Origin of the sequence: Caulobacter sp. DWR2-3-1b2 (assembly GCF_049896345.1) — a bacterium.
In the GTDB taxonomy this organism is placed as follows: Bacteria; Pseudomonadota; Alphaproteobacteria; order Caulobacterales; family Caulobacteraceae; genus Caulobacter.
In genome coordinates, this window is sequence record NZ_JAFCUC010000001.1 from 26,327 (window position 1) to 43,514 (window position 17,188).

A 17,188-nucleotide genomic window follows, 5' to 3' on the forward strand; every position below is an offset into this window, starting at 1 on the left:
TCACCAGGTCGAGCGCCTTATCCGTCAGGGCAGGCCGAGATATTTGTGTGTCTGGACGCTTAAACGCCATTGAGGGTGGGAAAGGCAATAGGCGACGGCCAAGTGCGTGTTCCGCTCGCGGTCGGGGCCGTCCATCGGCTGCAGGTAGAAGCGCTCGAAATTCAGGGCCGCGAAGCGCTCGGGAAGCGCTTTGTCCTGGGGGTAGACCAGCTTCAGTTCCTGGCCCGAGGTCTGGACGACCGGCGCGTCGGCCTTGGGGCTGACACACACCCAATCGATCCCCGTGGGCGCCTCGACAGTGCCATTGGTCTCGACGGCGATCATGAAGCTGCGGGCATGGAAGGCGTCGATCAGCCGGCTGTCCAGCTGCAGCAGAGGCTCGCCGCCCGTGCAGACCACCAGGCGGTCGTCGGGGCCGCCGGTCCAGGCGGCTTCCACCGCCGCGACCAGAGCTTCGGGCGTGGCGAACTTGCCGCCTCCCTCGCCATCCGTGCCGACGAAGTCGGTGTCACAAAAGGTGCAGATGGCCTTGTGGCGGTCCTGTTCACGGCCGGTCCACAGGTTGCAGCCGGCGAACCGGCAAAACACCGCCGCCTTGCCCGCTTGGCCGCCCTCGCCCTGCAAGGTGAGGAAGATTTCCTTGACGCTGTAGGTCATGACGAACGCCCTTCCCTCTCCCCTTGCGGGAGAGGGTGGCCCGCGAAGCGGGTTGGGCCTTGCGGGAGAGGGTGGCCCGCGAAGCGGGTTGGGCCTTGCGGGAGAGGGTGGTCCGCGAAGCGGGTCGGGTGAGGGGTTGAAGGTCGGTTCAGTCGCGAAATGCTGAACGACGGGGCGGAGAGGTTTGAGAGACCCCTCATCCGACGGCTTCGCCGCCATCTTCTCCCGCAAGGGGAGAAGGAAGAGGGATCCGCCCGCCCGCGTCCCATTCTTCATAGCCCTTCTGGCGAAGGTCGCAGGCCGGGCATTCGCCGCACCCATGACCCCAGGCATGCAGTTCGCCGCGTTCGCCCTGGTAGCAGGTATGGCTCTCGACCACGATCAGGTCGACAAGCGCCTCGCCACCCAGGGTCTTGGCCAGGGCCCAGGTCTGCGCCTTGGTCAGCTTCATCAGCGGTGTCTCGACGCTGAAGTCGCGGTCCATGCCCAGATTCAGCGCCAGTTGCATGGCGTCCAGCGTGTCGCGGCGACAGTCGGGATAGCCGGAGAAGTCGGTCTCGCACATGCCGCCCACCAAGGCGCCCAGGCCCCGGCGGTCGGCCAGGGCGGCGGCGTAGATCAGGAACACCAGATTGCGGCCGGGCACGAAGGTCGACGGCAGGCCGCGCTCGGTCATCTCGATGGCGACATCAGCGGTCAAGGCGCTTTGGGCCACCGCGCCAAAGCCCTTGAGGTCCAGCACATGGTCCTCGCCCAGGCGATCGGCCCACTGGGGGAAGCGCGTGGCGATCTGGTGACGCACGTCGACGCGCGCCTCCATCTCGATGACATGGCGCTGGCCATAGTCGAAGCCGACGGTCTCGACGCGGTCGTAGCGTCCCAGCGCCCAGGCCAGGCAGACGCTGCTGTCCTGGCCGCCCGAGAACAGCACCAGGGCGGTCTTGGCGCGCGCGGGATCGCCCGCGATGGTGGAGTAGGAGATGGTGGACATCGGCCGTCTGTAGCACGAGGCGGGAGCAGCCCGAAACGGTCCAGACCGGTCCCGCACGCCACAACCGGCTGGCATCTTCAGGAACAACGACATTCTAGCTGTACCTTCGGCGCGAATAGGACACTATGCTCAAAGCACGCCCCCAGAGGCGATCAAGGTTTCCCGACCTGAAACCACGCTTGACGCTACGTCACGCGCCGGACCGGTTTTTCTAAATCCGGTGAAAACTTACCCCTGTCAGGTGAATGTGACCCTAGGTAAAGTGAAAAGGTGTAACCTATCGCTGATTACTTACGCCAAGACCGGTTGACAGCCCAAGTTCCCAAGTATGCAATCCCCTTATGCTGCGAGGGGTCGGCCGTACGCCCGCGTAGTCGATGAAAGTGCGGCGCCGAGGAAACAACGAGATGTCAGCAGGGTCCGCCATAAGGATCCGCGACGTCCAGGGAGGGAATTAGAATGTCGCAATCTCTGCGTATACGGAGCCTGTTGGCCATGGGCGCATCCATGACCGTGCTGGCCGCCGTCGCCACCGCCGCCCCAGCCTTCGCTCAGACCGCGCCGCAAGCCGGCGGCAACGTGCTGGAAGAGCTGGTCGTCACCGCCCAGAAGAAGGAGGAGGCCCTGCAGGACGTGCCGATCGCGGTGTCCGCCTTCAGCCAGGACAGCCTCGAAGCGCAGAAGATCGACGGCGGGCCCAACCTTCAGCAGGCGATCCCCAACGTCACCTTCGCCAAGGGCAACTTCACCAACACCTTCAACTTCGCCATCCGCGGCATCGGCAACAAGGCGGTCGGCGTCTCGACCGACGGCGGCGTCGGCGTTCACGAGAACAACGCCCCCCTGCAGTCGGGCAACCTGTTCGACGCCGAGTTCTTCGACGTGGAGCGCGTCGAAGTGCTGCGCGGCCCGCAGGGCACGCTGTATGGCCGCAACGCCACCGGCGGCGTGGTCAACATCATCACAGCCAAGCCCACCGACGAATTCGAGGCCAATATCCGGGCCGAGGTCGGCAATTTCGGCACCCAGAAGGTGCGCGGCATGATCAACCTGCCGATCTTCGGCGACAAGCTGGCGATCCGGGCGGCCGGCGCCTACCTCAAGCGCGACGGTTTCGTCACCAACACCTTCAACAACCACAAGGTCGATGACCGGGATCTGTATTCGACCCGGGTCTCGGTGATGTTCAACCCGGTCGACAGCCTGCGCACCAACTTCATGTGGGAGCACTTCAACGAGGACGACAGCCGCGCCCGCGTCGGCAAGCAGCTCTGCACCAAGGACAACGGCCCGGCCACGGTCGGCGGCGTGCCCACCGGCGCGGCCCGCGCCTTCCTGACCCAGGGCTGCCTGCCCGCCTCGCTGTACGGCAACAGCGCCTATGGCACGGTCAACACCTCGGGCACCCTGACCGGTGAGCTGGGCAATATCTTCGGCTTCACCAGCGGCGACACCAACGCCGGCGACACCGCCAGCCGAAGCCTTCGCGAAATCGAGACGCTGTTCGACCCGATCTACCAATCAAAGTCGGACATCTACCAATTCAATTTAGCCTATGACCTGAGCGACAAGCTGACCTTCACGGCCATGACCTCGTACAGCAAGGGCAATGTCTATACGAAGCTGGACTACAACCGGAACGTGTCGACGGTGCCGTTCAACAACACGCCGTTGACGCCGGGCGGCGTCTTCGCCGACCCGCAGGTCGGCACGACCAACAAGTTCACCACCTTGGACGTGTCCTCGGGCGACTCCAAGCAGTTCAGCCAGGAATTCCGGCTGCAGTCGGCATTTGACGGTCCGCTGAACTTCAACATCGGCGGCATCTATTTCGACTATAAGACCACCACCGACTACTATGTGATCGGCAACTCGCTGACCCTGTCGGCCCTGGCGCTGAACTTCCAGAGGACCGGTAATCCCAACTGCAACCCCGTGACCCTGCCGACCAACTGTATCGGCATCGACCCGAACGCCACGCCGGACGGCAGCGGCCACAACTATTATGACAACCGCTCGCCCTATCACCTGAAGTCGAACGCCCTGTTCGGCGAACTGTATTGGCAGGCCAACGAGAAGCTGAAGTTCACCCTGGGCCTGCGCCGCACCCACGACGACAAGCGCCTGGACGTGTTCGACACCGTGCTGCTGTCGCCGGGCATCGGCCTCAAGCAGAGCACGACGACCCCGACGGCAAAGTCGGTCTTCGACGAGCTGACCGGCCGCTTCGGTTTCGACTACAAGCTCACCGACGATAACCTGCTCTACGCCTTCTATTCCAAGGGCTACAAGGGCGGCGGCTCCAACCCGCCGGCGGCCACCGGCTCGGCCAGCGTCAAGGCGCAGTTCGATCCTGAATTCGTCAACGCCTACGAAATCGGGTCGAAGAACACCCTGGCCGGCGGCAGCGTGATGCTGAACGCCACGGGCTTCTACTACGACTACAAGGGCTACCAGATCTCCAAGATCGTCAACCGCACCTCGGTCAACGAGAACATCGACGCCACGGTCTACGGACTGGAACTGGAATCGGTCTGGTCGCCGATCCACAATCTGAAGCTCAACGCCAATATCGGCTATCTGCACACCAAGATCGCCGACGGCGTGTCGTCGATCGACACCATGAACCGCACCCAGAGCAACCCGGCCTACACCCTGGTCAAGGCGGGCCCCGGCCTGCCGAACGCCGCCGTCGGATCCAACTGCGTGCTCACCACCGCTGGCGTGGCGACCCTGATCGCCGCCGGGGCCGGGGCGACCGTTCCGTTCGCTTGCGGCGGCGCGGCGGTCTTCCAGGGCTTCCTGGCGACCCCCGCCGCTGCGGGCGGCGCGGGCCTGCCGGCGGGCACGGCGGCCTTCCTGGCCAACGCCACCGGCCTCTACAACTACGGCGCGGGCTATTCGATCGAAGGCACGACGGCCAACCTGAGCGGCAACGATCTGCCCAACTCGCCGCACTGGACCACCTCGGTCGGCGCTCAATATACCTGGGACTTCTCGGGCGGCTGGTCGGCCACCCTGCGCGGCGACTATTACCGCCAGAGCAAGCAGTTCACCCGCGTCTACAACACCGCCTATGACGGTCTGAAGTCGTGGGAGAACGCCAACATCACCCTCAAGGTCGAGAAGCCTGAATGGGGTCTGCAGTTTGACGCCTACGTCAAGAACCTGATGGACGACACCCCGATCACCGACGCCTACACCACCGACGACAGCTCGGGCCTGTTCACCAACCTGATCACCCTGGAGCCGCGCACCTACGGCGTCAGCATCCAGAAGTCGTTCTAGTCAAGCGCGTCAAAAAAGCGGCCCCTCGCGGGGCTGCAACATCGACCAGGAGGGCGGCGGAGTGATCCGCCGCCCTTTTGGCATGGCCCGCCATATCAAATCTTGGTCCATTCACGACTCCGCAACGCCCAGCGGGTGATGATGCGATCCCCGATAGACGCCTGCCCGAACGGCTGCATGGACACGCTCGCTCGCTTTATTGACCGCCGAGCTCCGATCGCTCCCCAGACCCCGTGCGCGGACGTCCTGGCGATCTTCCTCGCCGAGTCGCACGCCGCCGCCCTGGCCGTCGTCGAAGGAGGCAGGCCCGTGGGCCTGGTCTATCGCGACGTGCTGCTGGGTCAGATGTCCGTCGCCGCCGACGCCCTCAACGCCCGTCCGGTGCGTGAGGTGATGGACCGCGAACCGCGCCTGGTCGAGGCGTCCATCGAGGCCAGCGCCTTCGTCGAGCGCATCGCCCAGAGCGCCATCCCCGTGTTCCGCAGCGCCTATATCGGCGTCGATCAGGCCGGGGGCTATATCGGCGTCGGCGGCCTGACCTCGTTGGTCGCCTCGCACCGCCGCAAGGACCGCGAAGCCGGCGAGGCCATGGCCCTGGTCGAGCGCATGGCCGCCGATATCAGCCATCATCTGGAAGGCGTGATGGCCTTCACCGAGCGGCTTGAGCAAACGCGCCTGACGCCCGACGCCAGCGCCTATGTCCGCGCCATCGGCGAAACCAGCCGCGATATGAGCGGCGTGCTGAGCCGGGCCATGGATCTGCGCCGCGCCAATGTCGGCGGCCTGGTGCTCAATCCCGCCCCGACCCTGCTGCGCGACCTGTCGGACGCCGTCGGGGCCCGCTGGAGCGCCCGCGCGTCGCAGTGCGGTAGCACCCTGCTGTTCTCCTATGACGGCGCCCCCGAAACCACCGCCCTGATCGACGCCGACCGGGTGCTGCAGATCTTTGACGCCCTGATCGACAGCGCCCTGGCCAGCGGCCGCGGCGTCATCGAGGCCAGCCTCAAGGCCCGCCCCGTCGAGGGTGGCCTGCGGCTGGAAGGCCGTGTGCGCGACAACACCAGCGGCTCGCCCCAGGAGCGCCTGGCCCGGGTGTTCGACCCATTGGGCGCAGACCGCATCGAGGACCGCAGCGAACTGGCCTTGGGCGTGGGGATGGCCCTGGCCCATGGCCTGACCCGCACCATGGGCGGCTCGCTGAAGACCGAGGCCAACACCGGCTGTGGCCTGACCCTGCACTTCGCGATCGTCGTTCCCGAAGCCTGGCTGGCGCTCGACACCCACGACGAGCCGACGATGGACGCACGCTCGGCCCACATCCTGATCGTTGACGACAACGCCACCAACCGCATGGTCGCCGAGGCCCTGTGCGAGATGTTCGACTGCACTTCAGAACAGGTGGTCGATGGGGTCGAGGCCGTCGAGGCCGCGCGCAGCGGTCGGTTCGACCTGATCCTGATGGACATCAAGATGCCGCGCATGGACGGCGTCGCCGCCACCCGCGCCATCCGCGACCTGCCGGGCCGGGCCGGCAGCGCCCCGATCGTCGCCCTGACCGCCAACGCCGACCCCTCCGACGTCGCCACCTACATCGCCGCCGGCATGCAGGACGTGGTGGAAAAGCCGATCAAGCCGGAGCGGCTGGCCGTGGTGCTCAGCAAGCTGCTCGGCGGCGAGGACGAGGGAGCGACGGCCGAGGCGGCGGCTTAGGCCGAGTTCAGCATGACGTCCTGGACCCGCATGAGGCTGCTGGCGAGCCGATCCTTAAGGCGGCGCGGCCTGCAGCAGCCACTCGACGACTATCCGCTCGTAGTCGACATACGGGATCTGATCAGGATCAAATTCCAGCGCAGTGGCCACCGCCGGTAGCTCAGCGAGAAAGCCTTCGTGAAGGCGAGCGAGCCGATCCGCACTCGGAAGTACCCTACGAGAGACGTTTGCTAGCCAGTCACGTGTCACGCGCAGCGCCCGCACGGGATCAGCGTGATGCTCATGGATATCCATGCCGGCCAAATCGGAGATGAACCGCTGATACCGGTATTGCTCGGTATCAAGGACAAGCACGCGCTTGGCCTTTTGCCCGGTCCTACCGTAACGCTTCGCTCCCATGAAAATGCCAAGTTCAAGAGGCATGTTGAATCTGGGAAGCTGATTAATCGGGTCAAGCTCAGTTCGTGACAGGTCGTGAACCCCGTATCGGCATTCCTCGATCAAGGCGTAGAGTTTATCGATACGTGTCTGCCCAGCGTCATCTAGTTCGCGCGCCGAACGGGGTCTGAAGCCACAGGCATAGATCGTGAAAATCAGTCCGCGAAACGTTGGCGCATAGTCGTCGTCAAAGGGACAGTTGATAAAAACATCGTCGGCTGATGTGCGGTCGCGCCCAGCCAAGCTCTATGTCTTTTTATTGTTTCGAACGTTGGCCACCGCCGCCTTGGCCTGTTTCAGCGAAATAGTCCCCGACTTCGAAGCTGGCTTGAGCACAAAACGACCCGTCGCCGCGCTGCGACCCAACACGGTATCGCTCTGCTTGGAGAACGTCGCGGATGACGATGCGATCTTGGCGGCCATGAGCCCAATGTGCGTGGCGTTCGGGCTCCATGCAAGTCTGCGGCGAGTATAATTGTAGCGCGCGTTCGCCCCTACCCCCGCCGAAACTCCGCCGCGCGCTTGGCCATGAACGCCGCCACCGCTTCTCGGTGGTCGGCGCTGGCCACCAGAGCCGGCAGCTCCTCCTCGACATAGGACCGGCCGTCGACCACCCGCTTGGTCGCCTCCACCGCCAGGGGCGCGCGCGAGGCGATCCATTCGGCCAGGCGGAAGGCTTCGGGCAGCAGGCGGTCGGGGGCGTGGACGGCGTTGACCAGGCCGTCGGTCAGGGCCCGCTCGGGGCCGAACTGGGCGCCCGTGAGCAGGTGGACCTTGGCTCGCGCCACGCCGATCAGCCGGGGCAGGCGCACGACCGAGGCCATCAGCCCGATATTGACGCCAGACGCCGCGAACACCGCCCGGTCGCTGGCCAGGCGGATGTCGCAGGCCAGGGCCAGTTCCAGCCCGCCGCCGAAACACCAACCGTCGATGGCGGCGATCACCGGCGCGCGCACGGCCTCGACCCTGTCCATCAGCCGGTTGAAGTCCTGCACCGCCTCCAGCGCCTCGGGACCCTGGCGCGCCGAGGCCTCGCGCAGATCATCACCGGCGCAGAACACCCCGCCCCGGCCGGTCAGCACCACCGCGCGGACGTCGTCGGCGGCGGCGATCTCATCGAGGATTCTAACCAGTTCGGCTCGGACCCGCAGGCCCAGGGCGTTGGCTGGCGGGGCGTCCAGCTCGACCAGCAGGATGGAGCCGGTGGGGCGGCTGACGTGGATCGTGGCGCTCATGGGCGCGACCGTGGCGGACGGGGGCGGGTTTGGAAAGCGCCTCGCTCCCTTCCCAACCCTTCAAGTCGGTTTGTCATCTTTGACGAGCGCGCAGCGCGAAGATCCGGGATGACAGCCGTTTGGGAGAGGCGGGACAAGAACCTATCGTTTCACGCGCAACCATGCTGCATCGCAACAACTTTCCGCTTGCCAGATTTAAACAGTTGTCACAGCTTAGGGCCCTGCCGGGTGGAAACCTCCGCTACGGAGCCCAAAACGAGGGATCGACGCAGCGAATGACCCGCGCGGAACGATCCACGGAGCGCAGAGAGCTAGTTGAGCGTTGTGTTGCAGCGCCGAAGAACGGGGAGTGACATGACGACCGCGACGCTAGACGAGGCCGGTGAAAAGACCGCGCTGAAAGACCTGTACGAGATCGGCGAGATCCCGCCGGCCTACCATGTGCCGAAAACCATGTACGCCTGGAGCATCCGCAAGGAGCGCCATGGCAAGCCGACCCAGGCCATGCAGGTCGAGGTCGTGCCCACCTGGGAGATCGGCGAGGACGAGGTGCTGGTTCTGGTGATGGCGGCCGGCGTCAATTACAACGGCGTGTGGGCCGCCCTTGGCGAGCCGATCAGCCCGCTGGACGGCCACAAGCAGCCCTACCACATCGCCGGCTCCGACGCCTCGGGCATCGTCTGGGCGGTGGGCAAGAAGGTCAAGCGCTGGAAGCTCGGCGACGAGGTGGTCGTCCATTGTAACCAGGACGACGGCGACGACGAGGAGTGCAACGGCGGTGACCCGATGTTCTCGACCAGCCAGCGCATCTGGGGCTACGAGACCCCGGACGGCAGCTTCGCCCAGTTCTGCCGGGTGCAGTCGCGCCAGTTGATGCCGCGCCCCAAGCACCTGACCTGGGAGGAGGCCGCCTGCTACACCCTGACCCTGGCCACCGCCTATCGCATGCTGTTTGGTCACACGCCGCATGAGCTGAAGCCCGGCCAGAACGTGCTGGTCTGGGGCGCTTCTGGCGGGCTGGGGGTGTTCGCCGTGCAGTTGGCCGCCGTCGTCGGCGCCAACGCCATCGGCGTGGTCAGCGACGACGAAAAGCGCGACTTCGTGTTGTCGATGGGCGCCAAGGCGGTGCTGAACCGCAAGGAATTCAACTGCTGGGGCCAGCTGCCCACCGTCAACGGCCCCGAGTTCAACGACTACATGGCCGAGAGCCGCAAGTTCGGTAAGGCGCTGTGGCAGATCACCGGCAAGAAGGACGTCGACCTGGTGTTCGAACACCCAGGCGAGTCGACCTTCCCGGTCTCGGTGTTCGTGGTCAAGCGCGGCGGCATGGTCGCCATCTGCGCCGGCACCAGCGGCTTCAACCTGACCATGGACGCCCGCTTCCTGTGGATGCGCCAGAAACGCGTCCAGGGCAGCCACTTCGCCAATCTGATGCAGGCCAGCGCCGCCAACCAGCTGGTCATCGACCGCCGGGTCGATCCCTGCCTGTCGGAAGTCTTCCCCTGGGAAGACATCCCCGCCGCCCACGAGAAGATGCTGGCCAACCAGCACCTGCCCGGCAACATGGCGGTGCTGGTCTGCGCCCAGCGGCCGGGCCTGCGGACGTTCGAGGAAGTGGTGGAGATCAGCGAGGGGCTGTGAGGGCAAGGGTCGGGGACATGCACTTGTGCGTGTCCCCACAGGCCCAGCGGCGTTTGGGGACACGCACAAGTGCATGTCCCCGGGCGGACTGACCCCCCTACCGCCCCAACTCGTCGGCCACCGTTCGCGCCAGCGCGTCGTCCAGTTCGGTGACCTCCGAAAATCCCAGCCGTCGCCGGATCTTGGCGTTGTCGATGAACAGCGGGTAGCTCAGGTCCAGCCCCGCCACGGCCGCCGCCAGGGCGCCGCGCGCGACGTCGGGATGGACCAGCTCCACCTCGCCTGGCCAGCCCAGATGTTCGGCGAAGGTCGCGGCCCAGGCCAGGTTGGTCGGGGTGTTGGCGCGGCCCAGATTGTAGGTCTGGCCGCCGGCCCTCGGGTGGACGGCGGCCAGGGCGATGCCCGCCGCCACGTCGTCGACATAGCCGAAGGTCGCCCGCCACGCCGCCCAGGGGTGGGTGATGTTGAACCGCGCCCGGCCCTGGACCATCGGCCGGATCGCCCAGGAAAACCGCCGCTGGCGGTCGCCGGGTCCAAACACCATCGGCAGGCGCAGGATGGTCGCTTCGAGCCCCGCAGCGGCGCGAGCCGCCTCTTCAAGAGGGATCTTGTCGTAGTCGTCCATCCAGGCCTGGGGGTCGCTGGCCGGGCGGGGCTTGGCCAGGCGGTAGGGGTGGCGCGAGGCGCGCAAGGCCCCGTCCTCGGTCAAACGGTCCCAGATCGGGCTCGGCCGACCCTTGCGGTGCAGGCCTTCGTAGTTGGCGTAGACGTCGATCGAGCTGGCCATCACGTAGCGCTCGACCTGGCCGACCAGGGCGTCGAGCAGCGGCAAGGTGTCGGCGGCCGTGTAGGCCAGCAGGTCGATGACCGTGGTCGCGCCGATCTCGCGCACGGCCGCCAGCACGGCGGCCGTGTCGCCGCGATCGAGCACCAGCGAGCGCGCGCCGGCCGATACGGCGCGGCGCCCGTGATGAACCACCACGGTCTCGACGCCGTCGGCCAGCAGCCGCGCGACCAGCGGCCCGCCGATGAAACCTGTTCCCCCCAGGACCAGGACGCTCATGCCAATCGCGAACTCCTCTGCCAGCGCCGCCAGCCTATGCGCGAGCCACGGGTTCAAGGCAAATCGGCCGCCGCTTGCGCCGGCGTCTTGAAGCCTGTTCCGGATGAGCGTGGGCGGATCCGGCTGGGGACATGCCCATGGGCATGTCCCCAATCCCATTCGGTGATTGGCAACCGCTGGAACCCGTCGCACAGTCAGCCCCAACAAGTGTTCGGGGGAGTGAAACATGGGCTGGAAGAGCAAGGCGGCGTTGACCGCCGTGGGCGCGGTGCTGGTCGTGGCCGGGGTGGTGGCCGTGCGCACCGCCACCTTCAAGGCCCCGGCGGCGGTCGATCTGTCGAGCGTCCGCCTGGCGCCCCCCCGCCCGGTCGACGTGGCCATGGCCGCCCAGCATCTGGGTGAGGCCGTGCGCTTCCAGACCGTCAGCCACCAGGACAAGGCGGAAGACCAACCGGCCGAATGGGACAGGCTGCACGCCTGGCTGCAGGCGACCTATCCCGACGCCCACCGGGTGATGACCCGCGAGGTCGTGGACGGCCACGCCCTGGTCTACACCTGGAAAGGAACCGACCCGGCCCTGCCGCCGATCGTGCTGATGGCCCACCAGGACGTGGTGCCGGTGACGCCGGGCAGCGAGGGCGCCTGGACCCATCCGCCGTTCGACGGCGCGGTCGCCGACGGCGCGGTCTGGGGCCGGGGCTCGATCGATGACAAGGGCTCGCTGGTCACCCTGTTCGAGGCCCTGGACGGCCTGGCCAAGGCCGGCTTCACGCCGCGTAGAACGGTGATCCTGGTCAGCGGCCATGACGAGGAGGTGCGCGGCGGCGGCGCCCGCGCGGCGGCGGCCCTGCTCAAGGCGCGCGGCGTCAAGGCGCAGTTCGTGCTCGACGAGGGCATGGTGGTGGTCGCCGACCACCCGGTCACCCACGCCCCGGTGGCCCTGATCGCCCTGGCCGAGAAGGGCTACGCGACCCTGACCGTCACCGCGCCCGCCGTCGGCGGCCACTCCTCGGCCCCGCCGCCCCAGACCGGGGTCGCCACCCTGGCCAAGGCGGTGCTGGCCATCGCCGACAAGCCTTTCCCGATGAGGTTCTCCGGCCCCGGCGCCGACATGCTCAAAAGCCTGGCCCCGCACGCCTCGCCGACCGTCAAGATGGCGGCCGCCAACACCTGGCTGTTCTCGCCTCTTCTGGTGAAAGAGACGTCTCGTACACCCGCCGGCGCGGCCATGCTGCACACCACCATCGCCCCGACCATGCTTAAGGGCTCGCCCAAGGAAAACGTTCTGCCGCAGGACGCCGAGGCCTGGATCAATTACCGCATCGCCCCCGGCGACACCTCGGCCGACGTGATGGCGCGGGCCAAGCGCGCGGTCGGCGACCTGCCGGTCAAGCTGGCCTGGGTCAAGACGCCGGACGAGCCGAGCAAGGTGTCGTCCACGTCGTCCGAAGGCTGGAAGACCCTGTCGGCCCTGGCCGGCGACGAGAGCAAGGCTCCCGTCGCGCCGGCCCTGATGACCGCCGCCAGCGACAGCCGCTACATGGGCCCCATCGCCGACGACATCTACCGCTTCCAGCCGCTGCTGCTATCGGTGAAGGACACCGAGATGATCCACGGCACCAACGAGCACATGACCCTGGCCAATGTGGAGCGGATGGTGCGGTTCTATCAGCGGCTGGTCGAGACGGCGGCGAAGTGAAAAATAGCCATCCCCCGGAGGGGAGAGGGTCGCAACTGTCGCCAATTGTTCACGCGCAGCGATACCGCGCCGCTCTGGACGCCAGCGTCGTGATGGGGCCTATTGCGCCCTTGGGAATAGCTTGCCGTGAGATCTGATCCGGGGACCGCCTCGCGCGGGGTCGGATTTTGCGTGAACAGGCTGCACAGTCGGACGACGCTACACATGGCTGACGATGCGCAAATGCAGGCCGCGCGGCCAACTTCGAAAGCCGTGAAGTTCGGCGAAGGCTTCGTGATGGACGCCTGGTACGTCGCGGCCCTGTCGCCCGAGCTGAAGCCCGGCAAGATGGAAAGCCGCGAATATCTCGGCGAGCCGGTGGTCATTGGCCGCACCAAGGGCGGCGAGGTCTACGCCCTGCGCGATGTCTGCCCGCACCGCGCCGCCAAGCTGTCGGCCGGCAAGGTGCGGACCGAGGATGACGGCCGCGAGACGGTCGAATGCCCCTATCACGGCTGGCGGTTCCACACCGATGGCGGCTGCGCCAAGATCCCGTCGCTGACCGCCGACAACCCGCTCGACATCAGCAAGGTGCGGGTGCGGAAATATCCGCTGGTCGAGAGCCAGGGCCTGGTGTGGATCTGGATGTCGGGCGACGTCCATTTCGACGGCCAGCCGCCCTGCTCGCCCCCGGTGATCCCCGGGATCGTCGGCGGCAAGCCCAAGCTGGTCGATCACCTGGACTACGACATCCATATCGACCACGCGGTGCTGGGCCTGATCGACCCGGCCCACGGCCCGTTCGTGCACCAGCAGTGGTGGTGGCGCACCGCCGCCAGCCAACACGAGAAGCACAAGACGTTCGCCCCCAGCGAGGCCGGCTTCACCATGGTGCGCCACGAGCCAAGCAAGAACTCCAAGGCCTATGCCATCCTCGGCGGCGAGCCCCTGACCGAGATCACCTTCCGCCTCCCGGGCCTGCGCTGGGAGCATGTGAAGGTCGGCGACAAGCAGGTGCTGGCCCTGTCGGCCATGACCCCGATCAACGCTGGCAAGACCCGGATGAACCAGATCATCTGGTCCGACCACCCGGCCTTCACCCTGCTCTATCCGGTGATCCGCCTGGCGGCCCGGACCTTCCTGCGCCAGGACGGCAAGATCGTCGCCGCCCAGACCCGCGGCCTGCGCGACAACCCCGCCCTGATGTGGGTCGGCGACGCCGACCAGCAGGGCCGCTGGTACCACCAGCTCAAACGCGAATGGGCCGCGGCCCACCGCGAGCGCCGGCCGTTCCAGAACCCGGTGGAAGAGACGACGCTGCGGTGGCGGACCTAGGGGCAAGCGGCTAGTTTCATGGCTTGGCTGTGAGGATCCGCATGCGGGCACAAGACGATCAGCACCGAGCGTTCGGTGCTAGGTTTGAACCTCATCCGGGCGGTTACATCGTCTTCACGCGGCGGGGCGGGGCGCTCTTCTCGACCGAGGAACGCGATGCCTATGTGGCGGCCCATCGCAAGGCCAAGCCTGTACTATGGCAAATTTTTCTTTTGACGGTGGTCGGAATCCTAGCCATCGCGCTCGTTGAGTTCGTCCTGATAAATGCCGCCCTCGGAATCTGGCCCGCCAGCCCCCTGCGCAATAACGTAATCATCGCCTCCGTGCTGTTGGCGCCAGTGGGCCTGTTCGTGGCTCTGCTTGTCTTTGGCCTGCTCCCACTCATCCGGCTGGTCCAGCGCGTCAATCGCGGGGCCGATCGTAGGCCGATCGTGGCGCCGCCGCGCGAGCGTCAGCCATGGACGAAACGGCTGCCGAACCTTGCCGCCTTCATCGGAATCATAGGGTTCGCTATCGCCTTTACATCCGGCAGGATGACCTTCACCTGGCCTTGGATCACGGGAGCGGGCGCGCTAATCGCGCTAGTCATCTTTGTCGTGTCGCGCCCTACGGGGACGCCGCGCGGCGGTCGATGACCATCCGTGGTGTTCTTCGATCCCTAACCACCCTGCCCACCGCGCGCGGCTGGGCGCTGTGCGGGCTGATCGGCCTGGCGACCGCCGCCCTGATGGCCGCCATCGGCTTCACCACCGGCCTCTACACCCTGACCCCCGCCGTTCCCGGCCTGCCGCTGCGGCTGCTGACCGTGCTGTTCGTGCCCGCCCTGGGAGAGGAGATCCCGTTTCGCGGGTTGCTGGTCCCCGGACCGGAGGCCAAGCGGCCTTGGCCGGCGATCACGATCTCGACTGCGCTCTATGTCGCTTGGCACCCGCTGGAGGCGCTGACCTTCCTGCCCCGGGCGACGATGTTCCTGCGAGCGGATTTCCTCGTTTGTACGGCGATCCTGGGCTTGGCCTGCGCCGTGATGCGCTGGCGGACCGGCTCGCTATGGCCGGCGGTGATCCTGCACGGCGGGTTCGTGATAGTGTGGCAGACTTGGTTGGGCGGCGTGCGGCTGTAGGGTCTTCATCGCTCACCAGGCCCCCTCTCTCCGCTCATCCCGACGAAAGTCGGGACCCAAGCGGCGCGGGCCGTCCTGTCCGAGCGAAACCCCAATCTCGGCTTGGGTCCCGACTTTCGTCGGGATGAGTGGAATCTGAGGGCACCAACAAGCCCGCCTGCCGGGGGACAGACGGGCTTGCCGCACGGGCGGGCCTCTAGGCTACGCGGCCCGCCAGAACCGGTTGGGGCCTAGGCGCGATAGACGTAGGCGCTGCTGACATAGCCGACGCCGACGCCGTCCTGGCCGACCAGGATCCACTTGCCGTCGCCGGTGCGGCCCAGGGCCTGGAACACTTCGCCGGCCTGGACCGAGCCGATCTTGGCGCTGCGGGTCGAGGCCGCGCCGCGCAGGTTCAGGGTCGAGCGGGCGACATACTTGCCCTTGATCGCGGTCATCGGCGCGGCCTCGACCGAGTCGGCGAGGCGGATGCCGTCGCTGGTGTAGGCCCCGCCGGCATTTTCCGCGGCGCGGGTCTTCTGCATCTGGCAGCCGGCATAGGAGCCCGCGCCCGCGCCGACCACGGCGCCGATGGCGGTGCCCGTGCTGCGGTCATGCTTGGCCAGCCTGTTGCCAGCGACGGCGCCCAGCAGGCCGCCGATCACGGCGCCGACTTCCTGCTTGCCGCCCGAGGCGTTGCAGCCGATGACGCCGCCCAGCTTCTGCGACATGGCGCTGGCGGTGGTGGGAGCAACAGCCAGGGTCAGGGCGGTGGCGGTCATGGCCAGGCCCATCCCAACTTGCTTGAGGCCGATCTTCTTGGTCAGGATGATGATGCTCATGGTCGTGGTCCCTTGCGAATGGTGCGGAGCGTCCCGGCCCCTTGAGACACACCATGACAAGGTGAAGCTGAACGGCGTCGGGCGGGGCGCCGACAGATTTCGTTCATCTAAGAATTTTCCGCGTTGGGCGTGGTGCAGCTAAACGCCGCCTCGGCCGTTCACCATTCATGCCTAAACCTTCAAAGCCCGCGCGCATCGGTACCGGCGCGCTCCTCGTGGCCCGCGAAAGCCGCCCCGTCGAATTCGCCGTCCATCTCGTCAATGAACTGAACGGCTCGCGGGGCGGCAAGGGGGCCGTCACCGGCGACCCCGACGCCATGCGCGAAGCCTTCCGCGCCGGCCGCGCCCGCCTGACCCTCGACGACGGGGTCGAGATGGATGTGATGGTGGTCGCCCACTCCGAGGGCAGCGACACGGCTTACTTCCAGGTGGGTTGAGGACTTGCGAAACCCTCTCCGTCCGGGAAAGGGTTTCAGAGCGTCCTATTCCCCCAGCTTGTACGGCCCGCTCTTTTCCAGCGCCGCCTGCCAGGCCGGACGCGTATGCATGCGCTCGATCCAGGCGGCCAGGTTCGGATAGTCGGCGAGCTTGCCGTGCGCCTTGGCGACCTCGGCGATGAAGCTCATCTGGATGTCGGCGCCGGTCAAGCCGTCGCCGACGAAGAAGTCGCGGCCCTCCAGCGCCCCCTCGACATAGGCCAGATGATTGGCGATCTCGCTCTCGATGCGCGGGTGCAGCGGCGCGCCGGCCTCGCCCAGCCGGCCGACATACATCCGCAGCAGCATCGGCAGCATGGCCGAGCCCTCGGCATAGTGCAGCCACTGCTGATAGGCGTCGTAGTCGGCCGAGGCCGGATCGGGCGCCAGCTTGCCGCCGGCGTGGCGGCGGATGACATAGTCGGTGATCGCCCCGCTCTCGATGATCGTGGCGTCGCCGTCGGTCAGCACCGGCGACTTGCCCAGCGGGTGCACGTGCAGCAGGGCTTGCGGCGCCAAGCGGGTCTGCTTGTCGCGTTCGTAGAACCGGATCTCGTAGGGCAGGGAGAGCTCCTCCAGCAGCCAGAGGATCCGCTGCGAGCGCGATTCGTTGAGGTGATGGACGACGAGCATGCTTGTTCCCTGCCTTTTTAGCCTTTGGCCCCTCATTATGTTGCACTGCGGCATTGCTCGCAGGTGCGAAAGGCTCCAGAGTAAAAGAAAACAACTGTTTGG

16 protein-coding genes are annotated in these 17,188 nt (G+C 66.6%); 8 read left to right on the top strand and 8 right to left on the bottom strand.

All coding sequences use genetic code 11. The features are described 5' to 3' along the window. Positions 1-24: 24 nt before the first annotated feature. On the bottom strand, positions 25-657 hold the full coding sequence (gene queE, locus ACP694_RS00135) for a 7-carboxy-7-deazaguanine synthase (protein ID WP_426009297.1): 633 nt from the start codon (positions 655-657) through the stop codon (positions 25-27). Positions 658-853: 196 nt separating this feature from the next. Then, positions 854-1,648 carry a 7-cyano-7-deazaguanine synthase QueC gene (queC, locus tag ACP694_RS00140; RefSeq protein ID WP_426009300.1) on the bottom strand — a complete coding sequence of 265 codons (795 nt, stop codon included), beginning with the start codon at positions 1,646-1,648 and terminating at the stop codon, positions 854-856. A gap of 459 nt (positions 1,649-2,107) precedes the next feature. On the opposite strand from queC, the gene ACP694_RS00145 reads away from it, so the two are divergent. After that, on the top strand, positions 2,108-4,936 hold the full coding sequence (locus ACP694_RS00145; RefSeq protein WP_426009302.1) for a TonB-dependent receptor: 2,829 nt from the start codon (positions 2,108-2,110) through the stop codon (positions 4,934-4,936). 177 nt (positions 4,937-5,113) lie between these two features. Continuing rightward, positions 5,114-6,646, top strand: a complete 1,533-nt coding sequence (locus ACP694_RS00150; RefSeq protein ID WP_426009305.1) for a response regulator — start codon at positions 5,114-5,116, stop codon at positions 6,644-6,646. Between the two features lie 54 nt (positions 6,647-6,700). On the opposite strand, the gene ACP694_RS00155 is transcribed toward ACP694_RS00150, so the two are convergent. From ACP694_RS00155 to ACP694_RS00165, 3 genes are all read right to left on the bottom strand, one after another. Further along, entirely contained in the window at positions 6,701-7,327 is a 627-nt protein-coding gene (locus ACP694_RS00155) for a hypothetical protein (protein ID WP_426009308.1), read from the bottom strand. Between the two features lie 3 nt (positions 7,328-7,330). Further along, positions 7,331-7,507 (bottom strand): hypothetical protein, encoded by a 177-nt coding sequence (locus tag ACP694_RS00160; RefSeq protein ID WP_426009311.1) that lies wholly within the window; start codon positions 7,505-7,507, stop codon positions 7,331-7,333. A gap of 71 nt (positions 7,508-7,578) precedes the next feature. Further along, entirely contained in the window at positions 7,579-8,319 is a 741-nt protein-coding gene (locus ACP694_RS00165; protein ID WP_426009314.1) for an enoyl-CoA hydratase/isomerase family protein, read from the bottom strand. Between the two features lie 354 nt (positions 8,320-8,673). Here ACP694_RS00165 and ccrA point away from each other — a divergent pair, with 354 nt between their 5' ends. Further along, positions 8,674-9,960, top strand: a complete 1,287-nt coding sequence (ccrA, locus tag ACP694_RS00170; protein ID WP_426009316.1) for a crotonyl-CoA carboxylase/reductase — start codon at positions 8,674-8,676, stop codon at positions 9,958-9,960. 97 nt (positions 9,961-10,057) lie between these two features. Here the strand turns inward: ccrA and ACP694_RS00175 are convergent, their stop codons facing one another. Then, positions 10,058-11,023 carry an NAD-dependent epimerase/dehydratase family protein gene (locus ACP694_RS00175; protein ID WP_426009319.1) on the bottom strand — a complete coding sequence of 322 codons (966 nt, stop codon included), beginning with the start codon at positions 11,021-11,023 and terminating at the stop codon, positions 10,058-10,060. Between the two features lie 226 nt (positions 11,024-11,249). Between ACP694_RS00175 and ACP694_RS00180 the strand changes: the two genes are divergently transcribed. From ACP694_RS00180 to ACP694_RS00195, 4 genes are all read left to right on the top strand, one after another. Next, positions 11,250-12,722, top strand: a complete 1,473-nt coding sequence (locus ACP694_RS00180; protein ID WP_426009322.1) for a M20 family peptidase — start codon at positions 11,250-11,252, stop codon at positions 12,720-12,722. A 204-nt stretch (positions 12,723-12,926) separates the two neighbouring features. Further along, on the top strand, positions 12,927-14,036 hold the full coding sequence (locus ACP694_RS00185) for a Rieske 2Fe-2S domain-containing protein (protein ID WP_426009325.1): 1,110 nt from the start codon (positions 12,927-12,929) through the stop codon (positions 14,034-14,036). 41 nt (positions 14,037-14,077) lie between these two features. Then, a complete protein-coding gene (locus ACP694_RS00190) occupies positions 14,078-14,671 on the top strand; it encodes a hypothetical protein (RefSeq protein WP_426009327.1) in 594 nt (197 codons plus the stop codon). After that, the gene (locus ACP694_RS00195; RefSeq protein ID WP_426009329.1) at positions 14,668-15,156 is read left to right on the top strand and encodes a CPBP family glutamic-type intramembrane protease; all 489 of its coding nucleotides are present in this window, start codon (positions 14,668-14,670) and stop codon (positions 15,154-15,156) included. The genes ACP694_RS00190 and ACP694_RS00195 overlap by 4 nt, the downstream gene beginning before the upstream one ends. A 230-nt stretch (positions 15,157-15,386) precedes the next feature. On the opposite strand, the gene ACP694_RS00200 is transcribed toward ACP694_RS00195, so the two are convergent. Then, the gene (locus tag ACP694_RS00200) at positions 15,387-15,977 is read right to left on the bottom strand and encodes an SH3 domain-containing protein (RefSeq protein WP_426009332.1); all 591 of its coding nucleotides are present in this window, start codon (positions 15,975-15,977) and stop codon (positions 15,387-15,389) included. Positions 15,978-16,192: 215 nt separating this feature from the next. Between ACP694_RS00200 and ACP694_RS00205 the strand changes: the two genes are divergently transcribed. Beyond that, entirely contained in the window at positions 16,193-16,414 is a 222-nt protein-coding gene (locus tag ACP694_RS00205; RefSeq protein ID WP_426009334.1) for a hypothetical protein, read from the top strand. A gap of 45 nt (positions 16,415-16,459) precedes the next feature. Here the strand turns inward: ACP694_RS00205 and ACP694_RS00210 are convergent, their stop codons facing one another. Then, positions 16,460-17,086 (bottom strand): glutathione S-transferase family protein, encoded by a 627-nt coding sequence (locus ACP694_RS00210; protein WP_426009337.1) that lies wholly within the window; start codon positions 17,084-17,086, stop codon positions 16,460-16,462. Between the last annotated feature and the right edge of the window lie 102 nt (positions 17,087-17,188).